Below are 13,748 nucleotides of genomic sequence, written 5' to 3'. Positions count from 1 at the left end.
CATGACGACGTCCGCGACAGCGGTGACCGACGCTCCGATCACGCAGGTGTCGGCCACCGCGTACACCATCCCCACCGACTCACCAGAAGCCGACGGCACCTTGTCATGGGACAGCACGACGCTCGTTGTCGCTGAGGTTCACTGTGGCGAGACCACCGGCATGGGCTGGACCTACGGTGACCCGCGATGCGCGGGCATTGTCACCGGCGTCCTCGCGCCGAAGATCTTCGGCTGCAGCGTTTTCGACGTCACCGGCGTGTTCGACACCATGGTCAAGGCGGTGCGTAACGTGGGCCGAGGCGGGGTCGCAGGCCAGGCGGTGTCGGCGGTGGACATCGCGGTGTGGGACCTCAAGGCGCGGCTTCTCGACGTGCCGCTGCACCGATTGATCGGCGCGGTGCGTGATGCAGTCCCCGTCTACGGCAGCGGCGGCTTCACCACCTACGACCACCTGTGTTTGCGCGCCCAACTCTCCGCGTGGACAAAGGAGATCGGCATCCCCCGGGTGAAGATCAAGATCGGCGAATCATGGGGCACCTACACCAGACGCGATATCTCGCGCATTCGGCAAGCCCGCGCGATCATCGGAGACTCCGTTGAACTCTACGTCGACGCCAACGGAGGCTACGACGCCAAACAGGCCATTCGGGTGATGAGCGCCGTCGACGACATGGACGTGCGCTGGTTCGAAGAGCCCGTGTCGTCCGACGACCTTGCCGGCCTGCGCATCGTCCGCGAGGCCGTCACCGCCGACGTGGCCGCCGGTGAATACGGCTACGACTTGGCCTATTTCGGCCGGATGTGCTGCGCCGGGGCGGTGGACTGCCTACAAGCCGACGCGTCGCGATGCGGCGGCATCACCGAATGGCTGCGGGCGGCCGCCGTCGCCGCCGCGCACGGGTTGCAGATCTCGGCACACTGCGCGCCGTGGTTGCACGCCGCCGTCGGCGCATCTGTGCCCAACCTGCGGCACCTGGAATGGTTTCACGACCATGCCCGCATCGAAACCCGTTATTTCGATGGCGCGACGCTTCCTCTGGACGGTCTGCTGCGACTGCCCTCCGACCGGACTGGCCACGGGTTGACCTTGCGCAGTGCAGATCTCGAGCCTTTCCGGTTGCCATGAAGAACGACGGGACCACGATGAAAACGACAGCGCTTCTGTTCAAGTCGCTGGCCGCCGCGCTACGGGAACGCGTGGCGGGCGAAGTTCGCTTCGATGCCGGCTCACGAGCCGCGTACTCCACCGACGCATCCAACTATCGGCAGGTACCGATCGGCGTTGTGGTGCCGGACAATCCCAACGACGCCGCGACGGCCATCCGGGTGTGCCGCGACCACGACGTGCCGGTGCTGTCCCGTGGCGGGGGGACCAGCCTCGCCGGTCAATGCTGCAACGCGGCGGTGGTACTGGACTGGAGCAAACGCTGTCATCGGGTGCAGCAGGTGGATACCGACGCGGGCACCGCCATTGTGGAACCTGGCATCGCACTGGACGTCCTCAACGACCAACTGGCGCCCAGCGGTTGGATGATCGGCCCGAAGCCCTCCACCCATGTCAGCTGCACCATCGGAGGCATGATCGGCAACAACTCGTGCGGATCCACGGCACAGGCCTACGGGAAGATGGCGGATTCGGTGCGCAGGCTGGAAATCCTCACCTACGACGGGTTGCGCATGTGGGTTGGTGCGACAAGCACCGAGGACGCCCGCGCGATTGGACAAGGCACAGGGCGACAGGCCGATCTCTACCGCGGCCTGCTGAGCATCGTCGACGAGTACGGTGCCGACATTCGAGCCGCCTATCCCCATATTCCGCGCCGGGTGTCCGGCTACGGCCTGGATGCGTTGTTGCCGGAGAACGGCTTTCACCTAGCCCGTGCGCTGGTGGGCAGTGAGAGCACGCTTGTCACGGTGCTACGAGCCCAACTGCAACTGGTCCGCAGGCCCGCCGCCAGCGCGCTGGCGATCCTGGCGTTCGACGACATCGCCGCCGCTGCCGACGCCGTGCCGGCGATTCTCGAGCACGAGCCCGCGGCGCTCGAGGGGCTCGACCATCGCCTCGTCGAACTCGAGCACTCGCGACGGCTGGCCGAGAAGGCGTTGCGTCACCTGCCCCCTGGAAATGCTTGGCTGATGGTGCAACTCGACGGCGAGAGCCAGGAACAAGCAGACCACAAAGCGAAGGTGATGATCGACGCGCTGCACACCGTGGCGCGAAATGCCACAGTCCTCGACGATCCCGACGAGAAGCGGCAGGTGTGGGCGGCGCGGGAGGCCGGTCTCGGGGCGACGGCCTGTCCCCCGACGGGACCGGAGACCCACGAAGGATGGGAGGACGCGGCGGTGCCGCCGGACCGGCTCGGCGACTATCTGCGCGACTTCCGAACGCTTCTGGATCGCTTCGGCTACCAGAGCGCATCGCTGTACGGACATTTCGGCCAGGGCTGCGTGCACACCCGGATCCCATTCGACCTTCGCACCGCGGACGGCATCGCCACCTACCGCCAGTTCGCGATTGAGGCGGCACATCTGGTGACCGACTACGGCGGGTCGCTGTCCGGCGAGCACGGCGACGGCCAATCACGAGGCGAGTTGCTACCGATCATGTTCGGAGACAGAGTGGTTGCGGCCTTCGAGAAAAGCAAGGCGTTGTTCGATCCGAGGAACCGGATGAACCCCGGAAAGATCGTCAACCCGTATCGACTCGACGAGAACCTGCGGTTCGGCGTCGATTATCTACCGCTACAGCCACGCACCGAGTTCAGCTATCCGCACGATCACCACAGCTTTTCGCATGCCGCCGCGCGCTGCGTCGGCGTCGGTAAGTGTCGCGGCCACGAGTCCGGGGTGATGTGCCCCAGCTACCGGGCGACCGGCGAAGAGGAACACAGCACCAGGGGCCGCTCGCGGCTGCTCTTCGAAATGCTGCAGGGCGACGTGATAACCGATGGCTGGCGCTCCGAGGAAGTGCGCGACGCGCTGGATCTGTGTCTGGCGTGCAAGGGTTGTCGCAGCGACTGCCCGGTCAACGTCGACATGGCCACGTACAAGGCGGAGTTCTTGTCGCACTACTACCGGCACCGCCTCCGGCCGATGGCCCACTACTCGATGGGCTGGCTTCCGCTGTGGGCCCGTCTGGCCGCAACGATGCCGGCCGCGGCCCACATGCTGACCGGAAGCCGACCACTTTCGGCAACCATCAAAGCGGTCGGCGGCATCGACTCGCAGCGCGGTGTGCCGCAGTTCGCGCGTCAACCGTTCACCCGCTGGTTTCGCGAGCAGCGCGACGACCCTTCGCGACCCGCGGTGCTGCTGTGGCCCGACACGTTCAGTAACTACTTCGACCCCGACATCGCTCGTGACGCGGTCGCAGTGCTGCAGGCGGCCGGATTCCATGTCGCGGTACCGGAGCAGAGCGTGTGCTGCGGACTGACCTGGATATCGACGGGTCAATTGCAGACGGCCAAACGCGTGCTGCGGCGCACCCTTAAGGTGTTGCGCCCGACCCTGCGCGCGGGGACGCCCATCGTAGTGCTGGAACCAAGCTGCGCAGCGGTCTTTCGCTCCGACCTGCCCGAACTGCTTGCCGGCAACGAGGACGCGCATCGGCTGGCGGTACAGACACAAACCATCGGAGAGCTGCTCGATGGCCACGCCGATTGGCATCCACCGCAGCTGGCGATGACCGCGCTGGTCCAACAACACTGCCACCAGCACGCGGTTCTTCACTACACGCACGAGAAACGACTACTGACCGACGCGGGTGTCGACGCCGACGTCCTCGATGCCGGATGCTGCGGGCTGGCAGGCAATTTCGGCTTCGAGCGCGGACACTACGACGTATCCGTGGCGTGCGCCGAAGACAAGTTACTGCCGGCCTTGCGGCAAAGCGACCCGGCGACATTGGTGGTCGCCGACGGGTTCAGCTGCCGGACACAGATCAGGGATCTGTGCCCCGACCGTCGACCGCTGCACACCGCCCAGGTGTTGGCGGCGGGGTTACCCGCGGCGAGCGTGCGAACAATGCCCGCGTTCAGCGGCGTGTCTGCGGGCAGACACGCACGCTCGGCGCAGGAGGGTCACTTGGCCGACTGATACTTCTTCACCGCGTCGTCGAGGCGCTGCAGCGCCTGACCGTAGTCGGCGAAGTTGCCGCTCTGCTGCGCCGAACGGATGTTGTCGAGCGCCGAGTTGACCTCTTGCAGCGCTGCGGCTTTGGCCGCCGACAACTGTGTCGCGGCGGCGTTCGGCGGCACCGCTATCGGGGTCGGCACCTCGGGTACCTGGCCTTGGCTCGGCGGCGGCGCCGCCGCACGCTGGCCGTCGGACGGCTGTGGTGCGGCCTGCGGCTGCGCATTCACCGGCCCTGCAGGCGCCGGGCCCGTGGCGGTGGCGTCGGCACCGGGACCGAACAATTCGGTGAGCGCGTCACGCACCGTCGGTCCGTAGCCGACCCGGTCGTTGTACATCATCGCGACGCGGATCAGCCGCGGATACGACGACGCCGCGTCGCTGGCTCCCGGTGACGCGTACACCGGCTCGACGTAGAGCAGGCCGCCCTGCGCGACCGGCAACGTCAGCAGATTGCCCCACCGGATCCGGTTCTGGTTGTCGCGCCCGATCACACCGAGGTCCTGGCTGACCGCGGTGTCCGTGGTGATCGCGTTGTTGGCCAGCTTGGGGCCGTTGACCTGACCCGGAATCGTCAACACCGTGATCTTGCCATACGTGGCCGGATCCGAGCTGGCGCTGATGTAGGCCGCGAGGAAGTCGCGCCTGAACCGGTTCATCGCGCTGGTCAGCTGGAAAGAAGCCGAATTATCGTCAGAGGCAAGGTCTTTGGCGACGATGTAGTACGGCGGCTGGAAGCTGCTCGCGGTCGGGTTCGGGTCCAGAGGCACATCCCAGAAGTCCGACGTCGAGAAGAACGTGACCGGATCGTTGACGTGATATTTCGCCAACAGGCTGCGCTGCACCTTGAACAGGTCCTCCGGATAGCGCAGATGGGACTGCAGTTCCGGCGAGATGTCGCTCTTGGGCTTCACCGTTCCCGGGAACACCTTCATCCACGCCTGCAGCACGGGGTCCTTCTCGTCCTGTGCGTACAGCGTGACCGTGCCGTCGTAGGCGTCGACCGTGGCCTTCACCGAGTTGCGGATGTAGGACACCATCTTGTCGGGGGCAAGCCGGTTGACCGCGACCTCGTTGGAGTCGGCGGTGGCCGACGACAACGACGTCAGTTGTGAGTACGGGTAGTTGTCCAGGGTGGTGTAGCCGTCGACGATCCACACCATCCGCTTGTTGACGATCGCCGGATACATACTGGTGTCGGTGGTCAGCCACGGCGCGACGGCCTTGACCCGCTGGGCGGGGTCCCGGTTGAACAGGATCTTGCTCTCGGGCCCGATCGGGTTGGGGAACACCAGCTTTCGCTCGGAGAACTTCGCGGCGAACACCGCGCGCGCCAGCCAGTTGCCGATCGGAACGCCACCCTTGCCGCTGTAGGTGTAGTTCTTGGTTTCGGTGTTGGTCTCGTAGTCGTATTCGCGGTCGTTGCCGTTCTTGCCGACGATCGCGTAGTCGTCCGAGGTGCTGGCGACGACCGGGCCGAAGTAGATGCGCGGTTGGTCCAGCGGCGCAGGCCCCGGCGAGATCACGCTGCCGTTGGCGCCCACCACGCTGGCGAGGAACTCCGGGTAGCCACCGTTCTGGTTCGGGTCGTTGGCGACACCGCGGACCGTATTGGCGGGCGAGGCGATGAAGCCGTTGCCGTGGGTGTAGACGAAGTGCCGGTTGATCCAGTCGCGCTGGTTGTCGATCAGCCGGTCGGGGTTGAGTTCTCGCGCCGCCACCACGTAGTCGCGCAGATTGCCGTCGGGTCCGTTGTAGCGGTCGATGGACAGCTGATCCGGGAAGTAGTAGAAGTTCTTGCCCTGCTGGAACTGGGTGAACGCCGGGCTGACGATGGTCGGGTCGAGCAGTCGGATGTTCGACGTCGTCGCGCGGTCCGCGGCGACCTGCTGCGCGTTGGTCTGCGCGTTGCCGCTGTAGTCGCGGTAGGTGACGGTGTCCGCCGTCAGCCCGTACGCCTGTCTGGTCGCGGTGATACTTCGGCTGATGTAGTCGCTTTCCTTCTGCGCCGCATTCGGTTTGACGCTGATCTGCTCGACGATCGTCGGCCAGCCCCATCCGACGATCAGCGAGCTCAGCAGCAGCAGCACCACCCCGATCGCCGGGATGCGCAAGTCGCGCAGCACGATGGCGGAGAACACCGCGATGGCGCAGATCACCGCGATGGTCATCATGATGAGTTTGGCGGGCAGCACCGCGTTGATGTCGGTGTAGCCGGCGCCGGTGAACGGCTTGCGGCTGTCGGCGTGGCTCAACAGCTCGTAGCGGTCAAGCCAGTACGCCAGGGCCTTCAGCAACATCAGCAGGCCGACCAGCGAGATCAGCTGGATACGTGCCGAGCGGCTCAGCGCCCCGGTGCGCCCGGAAAGTCGGACGCCGCCAAACAAGTAGTGCGTCACCAGGTTGGCGATGAACGCGATGAACACCGCGCCGAACAGATAGCTCAACACCAGCCGGTAGAACGGCAGGTCGAACGCGTAGAAGCCGAGGTCCTTGCCGAACTGCGGATCGGCGACACCGAAGCTGCCGCCGTGAAGGAACAGCTGCACCCGGTCCCAGTACGTCTGGACGAAAAAGCCGGTGAAGACGCCGATGACCACCGGAACTCCGATGCCGATCAGCCGCAGCCGCGTCATCACCGCGGTGCGGTACCTGGCGACCGGATCGTTCGGGCCGCTGGTCGGTACGAACACCGGCCGCGTGCGGTAAGCCAGCGCGAGCGCACCGAACACGATGGCCGCCATCACCAGGCCCGCCACCAGGCCGACGATGACGCGGGTGATCAGCTGGGTGGTGAACACCGAGCGGTAGCCCAACTCCCCGAACCACAACCAGTCGACGTAGGCATCGATGATCCGAGGGCCGAACAACAACAGCAGTACGACCGCCAGGGCGACCCCGATCAGGATCCGGCTACGCCGTGTCAGCTTCGGCATTCGCGCCGCGGGCCGCATACCCACTCGTCAACTCCAGTCTTGGGATTCTTGTACGTCGACCGACGATGTGGCCCCAACTCTACGCATTCGCTGCACGGCGATTTCTCAGCAACGGGGAGGTTCGCCACCGGCAGAAAGCGCATGCAGCGCGTCGACCGCTTGGGTCAGGGTGTCGACCTTGACCAGCTCCAGCCCGTCCTCGTGCGCAGACTTGGCCTCGTCACAGTTGTCGGCGGGCACCAGGAATACCGTGGCACCCGCTTCGCGCGCGGCCAACATCTTGTGGGTGATGCCGCCGATAGAGCCGACCTTGCCCTCGCTGTCGATGGTCCCGGTGCCTGCGACGAACTTGCCGTCGTTGAGATCGCCCGTGGTCAGCTTGTCGATCACCGCGAGGGAGAACATCAGGCCCGCCGACGGGCCGCCGATGTTGGCCAGGTTGAAATCGATCGAGAACGGCGCCCACGGCGCGTCGAGCACCCCGACGCCGAGGTATCCGTAGTCGCGGTCCGGGTTGGCGCCGAGAGTGACGGTGGCCACGCCCGCGGGGGCGTTCTTGCGGCGGTAGTCGAGTGTGATGGTCTCGCCGGGCTTGGTGGCTTTGAGCAGACCGGTGAACTGGTCGAGGTTGGTCACCGGCTTTCCGTTGAACCCATCAATGGCGTCGCCGCGCTGCAGCTTGCCTGCCGACGGGCCCGGGGCGCTGACGTTGTCCACCGTCACCGCCGATGCGTACTTCAGGAAACTCAGCGCCGCGTACTCCGCGCTGTCCTCGGACCGCTTGAAATCCGTGTTGTTGGCCTTGTCGATCTCGTCCTTGGACTTGTCTGGCGGGTACACCAGGTCGCGCGGCACCAGTTGCTCGCGCCCGGACATCCACAACGTCAACGCCTGCCCGAAGGTGAGGTCGTCGCGCTGCGACACGGTCGTCATGTTGAGGTGCCCTGACGTCTTGTGCACGTCGGCGCCCTCGATGTCGACGACCTGTTTGCCGTCCACATCGCCGAGCGTGTCGAACGTCGGGCCCGGCCCGAGCGACACGTACGGCACCGTCACCAGCGAGAGCAGCACGCCGAACGCCAGGATGGGCACCAGCGCGACCAGCAGCGTAGAAATCCGCCTGTTCACGGCGACCAATGTACGGTTCGCTCTCGGCGTGACCTGCCGAGCCACACGACCGCATGCCGGTGAGTACCGTTGAGGGCATGGCTGACCTGCCTTTCGGCTTTTCCTCCGGGGACGACCCCGACCGCGATAAGCCCAAGAAAGACCCCAATTCGGGTGGGGATCCGTTCGGGCTCGGCGGGTCCGAATTCGACATGTCTCAGCTGGGGCAGATCTTCAGCAAGCTCGGAGAGATGTTCAGCGGCGCAGGCAACGTGATGACGGGCGGCAAGCAGTCCGGCCCGGTGAACTACGACCTGGCCCGGCAAGTGGCGTCGAGCGCCATCGGCTTCGTCGCGCCGGTGCCCGAGAAGACCAGCGCCGCCATCTCCGATGCGGTGCATCTGGCCGAGACATGGCTGGACGGCGCCACCGCGCTGCCTGCGGGCACCACCAAGGCGGTCGCATGGACGCCGAGCGACTGGATCGACAACACACTGGAGACTTGGAAGCGGTTGTGCGACCCGGTAGCCGAACAGATTTCGACGGTGTGGGCGTCGGCACTGCCCGAAGAGGCCAAGACCATGGCGGGACCGCTGCTGGCGATGATGTCGCAGATGGGCGGCATGGCGTTTGGCTCGCAGTTGGGTCAGGCGTTGGGCAAGTTGAGCCGGGAGGTGTTGACGTCCACCGACATCGGGCTGCCGCTCGGCCCCAAGGGCACGGCGGCGTTGCTGCCCGAGGCGATCGAGTCCCTTTCAGAGGGCCTCGAGCAGCCGCGCAGCGAGGTCATCACGTTCCTGGCCGCGCGGGAGGCCGCGCATCACCGGTTGTTCAGCCACGTGCCGTGGCTGTCGAGCCAGTTGCTCAACGCCGTTGAAGCGTTCGCCAAGGGCATGAAGATCGACATGAGTGGGATCGAAGACTTCGCCCAGGGCTTCAACCCCGCCGCGCTGACCGATCCTTCGCAGATGGAGCAGCTGCTCAATCAGGGCATCTTCGAGCCCAAGGCGACGCCCGAGCAGACCGCGGCGCTGGAACGGCTCGAGACGATGCTGGCGCTGATCGAAGGTTGGGTGCAGACCGTCGTCGCCGACGCGCTTGGTGACCGGATCCCGGGTACGTCCGCGTTGAGTGAGACGCTGCGCAGGCGGCGCGCCACCGGCGGGCCCGCCGAGCAGACCTTCGCGACGCTCGTCGGTTTGGAGCTGCGGCCCCGCAAACTGCGCGAGGCCGCCTTGCTGTGGGAGCGGCTCACTCAGGCTGTCGGCTCCGACGCGCGCGACGCGGTATGGCAGCACCCCGACTTGCTGCCCACCCCCGAGGACCTCGACGCGCCCGCGGGCTTCATCGACCGGATGATCGGCGGCGACACCAGCGATATGGACGCGGCCATCGACAAGGCGATCGCCGATCTGCAGAAGGACGCTGACCAGGGCGACGACGGCAAGGGCGACACCGAAAATTAAGAATTCCCTTCGGTATTGAACGGTTTCGGCCACCTCGGCCGTTTGTCCGACCGACGGGCCACTCGGGCCCACCGTCGAGAGGACCCCATGACGCAATCTGTCGCCGATGCCCACCGGCAAGTCACCGAAATGATGTTCGGCTTCGCCGTGAGCCAGATAGTCCGCACCGCAATCGAATTGAACCTGGCCGATCACCTCGCCGCCGGCCCGCTGTCGGCGCAGGAGATCGCCGCTCGCGAGGGGAGCGCGCCTGCCACCACGCTCCGCTTGATGCGAGCGTGCGCAGCGTTCGGCCTGGCCACCATTGATGACGCCGGCCGGTTTCACGGCACGTCACTGTTGGACACGCTGCGCACGGACGCGCCTCGTTCGCTGCGCGCGATGGCGTTGGCGGTCACCAACGACGCTCACTGGCTGCCATGGATTCGATTCGGCGCATCCGTGCGCACCGGCCACAGCCAGGCGCACAATGCTCTCGGCATGGGCTTTTTCGATTACCTGGAGCAAAACCCTTCGCTGGCACAGGAGTTCAGCGCGGGCATGAGCAGCGGCACGTCAGTGTGGGCGACTGCTCTTGCACAACTGCTCGACACCACTGACGTTCGTCGAGCGGTCGACGTCGGTGGCGCGAACGGAACACTGCTGACACTGCTGCAGCAGGCGAACCCGGCCTTGCATGGCGTTCTGTTCGATCGGCCGAATATCGCCCAGGAGGCGAAAGCCCACATCGCGCAGAACGGGTTCGCCGAACGAACCGAGGTGATCGGCGGCGACTTCTTCGAAGCCGTGCCCGCGGGCGACCTGTACCTACTGAAGTTCATCCTGCATGACTGGGACGACGAGGAGTGCGTGAAGATCCTGCGCAGTTGCCGCAAGGCGATGGAACCCGGCGGCCGGGTCGCGATCTTCGAACTCGTCGTCGGTGACGACGGCGAAGACAGGCTGGGTGTCCTGATGGACCTGAACATGCTCGCCGTGGTCAACGGGCGGGAGCGGTCACTGGCCGAGTTCGACGCACTGCTGCAGCGGGCAGGATTGCGTCGCACCGCGGTGCTGACGGCTGATTCCCCGCAGAGCGTGATCGAGGCGGTCGCAGCGTAGGCCTGTGGATAACGCGGCAGGCCGCCGCGGAATCCATGGCAGAGTCGGCGCATGAGGCGCTACACGCTGGATCCGGCGATGCCGGTGCTGCTGCGCCCCGACGGCGCCGTGCAGGTGGGGTGGGACCCGCGGCGGGCGGTGCTGGTGCGCCCGCCGGCGGGCTTGAGCGCGGCAGGCCTCGCCGAAGTGCTACGGGCGCTGCAGTCGGGGGCGACGCTGGCCGAACTGCACGCGCAATTCGAGGTCGATGCCGGCGACCTGGTCGCATCGCTTATCAACGCGGGCCTGGTGTCGGCCGCGCGCCAACGAAGGCACTGCCCGACGATTCGGATCCACGGCCGCGGGCCGCTGTCCGACCTGCTGGCTCGTGGGCTGCGGTGCTCGGGAGCCAGCGTGACGCGGTCGAGCCTCACGCAGGCCGCCCCGCCGGATACCACCGACCTCGTGGTGCTCGCCGATTTTCTGATCGCCGATCCGCGCGTGGTTCGCGAACTGCACACCGCGCGGTTGGCGCACCTGCCCGTGCGACTGCGCGACGGCGCTGGACTGGTCGGGCCGCTGGTCGTTCCGGGCGTGACGAGTTGTCTGGGGTGTGCGGACCTGCATCGCACCGAGCGCGACGCGGCATGGCCTGCGGTCGCGTCGCAGTTGCGCAACGCGGTCGGCAGCGCCGATCGGGCGACCGTGCTGGCGACCGCCGCGTTGGCGCTCAACCAGGTCGACCGGGTGATCCGCGCGATACGCGACGGGCGTGCCGTCGGCGCGTCGGTGCAGCCGCCCACGACGCTGGACACCACGCTGGAATTCGACGTCGCCGCCGGGGCGATCGTGGCGCGCAGGTGGTCGCGGCATCCCGATTGCGCTCAGTGCCGGTGTTGAAAACGTTTGTTGCCAAGTCGGTGCAAGGCTTTCAGAAACGTCAGGGATGATGGTTTGGTGACTGACATCAAACGCGGTCGGGCCGCGCGCAACGCCAAGCTGGCGAGCTTGCCCGTTGGCATGGCAGGCCGGGCCGCGTTGGGCTTCGGCAAGCGGCTGACCGGCAAGTCGAAAGACGAGGTCAACGCCGAGCTCATGGACAAGGCCGCCCAGCAGCTCTTCACCGTGCTCGGGGAGCTCAAGGGCGGGGCGATGAAGGTCGGGCAGGCGCTGTCGGTGATGGAGGCCGCGATCCCCGAGCAGTACGGCAAGCCCTACCGTGAGGCGCTCACCAAACTGCAGCGGGAGGCGCCGCCGTTGGCCGCATCCAAGGTGCACCGCGTGCTCGACGGGCAGCTGGGCACCAAGTGGCGCGAACGGTTCTCCTCGTTCGACGACACACCCGTCGCTTCGGCCAGCATCGGCCAGGTTCACAAGGCGGTGTGGTCCGACGGCCGAGAGATCGCCGTCAAGATTCAGTATCCGGGCGCCGACGAAGCGTTGCGGGCCGACCTGAAGACCATGCAGCGCATGGTCAGCGTGCTCAAGCAGCTCTCGCCGGGCGCCGACGTCCAAGGCGTGGTGGACGAGCTGATCGAACGCACCGAGATGGAGCTGGATTACCGGCTGGAAGCCGACAACCAGCGCGCATTTGCGAAAGCCTATGAGGGACACCCGCATTTCGTCGTCCCGCGCATCGTGGCCAGCGCACCGAAGGTCGTCATCCAGGAATGGATCGAAGGCATCCCGCTGTCAGTGATCATTCGCGAAGGCACCACCGAGCAGCGGGACTTGATGGGCGCCAGGCTTTTTGAATTGACCTACGACGCGCCGCGACGGCTCGAGATGATGCACGGCGACGCACATCCGGGGAACTTCATGCTGCTGCCTGACGGCAAGATGGGCGTCATCGACTTCGGCGCAGTGGCCCCGCTGCCGGGCGGCATCCCAGTGGAGATCGGTCTGGCGACCCGGTACGCCCTCGACGACGACTACGACAATCTGCTGACGACCATGCAGAAGATCGGCTTCATCCAGAAGGGCGAGCAGGTTTCCAAACGCGAGATGGACGAGATGATGCGCCAGTACGTGGAACCGCTCGAGGTCGAGGTGTTCCACTACACGCGAAAGTGGCTGCAGAAGATAACGGCCATGAACTTGAAGCCCGACCGCGCCGCAGGCCAGATCAAGGCGGCCCGCCAGATGGACCTGCCTGCGAAGTTGGCGATTCCGTTACGGGTGATTGCCTCCAATGTCGCGATCGCATGCCAGCTCGACGCCCACATCCCTGCGAGACAGCTTGCTACCGAACTGGTTCCGGGCTTCGCCGAGGAAGCGGCCTGATATCACTTGCCCCGGAAAACCCGGCAGCGATCAGGCGGCTGCCGGGCTTTCCACGGTGTTCTTGCGTGGCCGTCCACGCGGACGCTTACGGGCGATGATCGAACCACGTTCGAGGATCTCCCCGCCCCAAACACCCCACGGCTCCTGGCGTTCCAGCGCCGCATCGAGGCACTCGCGGCGGATCGGGCAATCCAGGCACAGCGCCTTGGCGCGCTCCAGGTCAACGGGGTTCTCGGCGAACCACATATCGGGGTCACCGACATGACACGGCACCGACAGCATCGATCTCTCACGGCATGTCTGTAGGGACATGGCCAGTCCTCTGCTTCCTGGTCGTTGGTTATCGTCGGCCATCTGTTTTCTGATGGATCCTTGACCAGGTCTTTCGGTAGTCCGAAACGGCTTCCCAAAAAATCAGGCCACGGATCCTTGACTGCGGGTCCGTGGCCTTTCGGCTTCGTTCGGGGCGCTACCTAGGTGTTGCCTCGATCCACGGACTGTCCAGTCGCGGTTGCGTTGCGGCGCTTACGCTGCGGGGTAATGGCAGCCGCTGCTCCCGCGCCTGGGTACGCCCAAAAAGCGGGATGCGCCGCGGCAGCGGCCAACCCAGCAGCCGGCGCGACGTGAAGGGTGCGCGACATGCCGGTAACCGCTACGCCGGTGAACGCTTTGTTGCTCAACATGGCTCGGGCACCCTCCTTTCGACTCGTGGTGTGATCTTGAGGCTAAGCGTATCAGCTTG

At 65.9% G+C, this 13,748-nt stretch carries 9 protein-coding genes; 6 read left to right on the top strand and 3 right to left on the bottom strand.

The features are described 5' to 3' along the window. Position 1: 1 nt before the first annotated feature. On the top strand, positions 2–1,126 hold the full coding sequence (locus ACGFK1_RS08235; protein WP_393427735.1) for an enolase C-terminal domain-like protein: 1,125 nt from the start codon (positions 2–4) through the stop codon (positions 1,124–1,126). Beyond that, entirely contained in the window at positions 1,123–4,098 is a 2,976-nt protein-coding gene (locus ACGFK1_RS08230; protein WP_393427734.1) for an FAD-binding and (Fe-S)-binding domain-containing protein, read from the top strand. Before ACGFK1_RS08235 ends, ACGFK1_RS08230 begins: the two co-directional genes overlap by 4 nt. Here the strand turns inward: ACGFK1_RS08230 and ACGFK1_RS08225 are convergent. Both ACGFK1_RS08225 and ACGFK1_RS08220 read right to left on the bottom strand, forming a co-directional pair. Then, on the bottom strand, positions 4,083–7,094 hold the full coding sequence (locus tag ACGFK1_RS08225) for a UPF0182 family protein (RefSeq protein ID WP_393427733.1): 3,012 nt from the start codon (positions 7,092–7,094) through the stop codon (positions 4,083–4,085). The two genes, ACGFK1_RS08230 and ACGFK1_RS08225, sit on opposite strands and share 16 nt — an antisense overlap. 81 nt (positions 7,095–7,175) lie before the next feature. Next, positions 7,176–8,198: a PDZ domain-containing protein gene (locus tag ACGFK1_RS08220; RefSeq protein WP_393427732.1), complete on the bottom strand. Its 1,023-nt coding sequence runs from the start codon at positions 8,196–8,198 to the stop codon at positions 7,176–7,178. A gap of 59 nt (positions 8,199–8,257) precedes the next feature. Here ACGFK1_RS08220 and ACGFK1_RS08215 point away from each other — a divergent pair, with 59 nt between their 5' ends. The 4 genes from ACGFK1_RS08215 (at position 8,258) to ACGFK1_RS08200 (ending at position 13,006) form a co-directional block, all read left to right on the top strand. Next, complete coding sequence (locus ACGFK1_RS08215; protein WP_393427731.1) at positions 8,258–9,643, top strand: zinc-dependent metalloprotease; 1,386 nt, start codon at positions 8,258–8,260, stop codon at positions 9,641–9,643. Between the two features lie 87 nt (positions 9,644–9,730). Next, on the top strand, positions 9,731–10,744 hold the full coding sequence (locus ACGFK1_RS08210; RefSeq protein WP_393427730.1) for a methyltransferase: 1,014 nt from the start codon (positions 9,731–9,733) through the stop codon (positions 10,742–10,744). Between the two features lie 51 nt (positions 10,745–10,795). Continuing rightward, entirely contained in the window at positions 10,796–11,623 is an 828-nt protein-coding gene (locus ACGFK1_RS08205; RefSeq protein WP_393427729.1) for a cyclodehydratase, read from the top strand. Positions 11,624–11,632: 9 nt separating this feature from the next. After that, the gene (locus ACGFK1_RS08200; RefSeq protein ID WP_393427728.1) at positions 11,633–13,006 is read left to right on the top strand and encodes an ABC1 kinase family protein; all 1,374 of its coding nucleotides are present in this window, start codon (positions 11,633–11,635) and stop codon (positions 13,004–13,006) included. A gap of 30 nt (positions 13,007–13,036) precedes the next feature. Here the strand turns inward: ACGFK1_RS08200 and ACGFK1_RS08195 are convergent, their stop codons facing one another. Further along, positions 13,037–13,318: a WhiB family transcriptional regulator gene (locus ACGFK1_RS08195; RefSeq protein WP_393427727.1), complete on the bottom strand. Its 282-nt coding sequence runs from the start codon at positions 13,316–13,318 to the stop codon at positions 13,037–13,039. Positions 13,319–13,748: the final 430 nt, after the last annotated feature.

It is taken from the genome of Mycobacterium sp. NPDC048908 (genome assembly GCF_043197955.1).
Classification (GTDB): domain Bacteria; phylum Actinomycetota; class Actinomycetes; order Mycobacteriales; family Mycobacteriaceae; genus Mycobacterium.
Note: the sequence above shows the minus strand (reverse complement) of the source record. Positions and strands in the feature narration are given on the sequence as shown.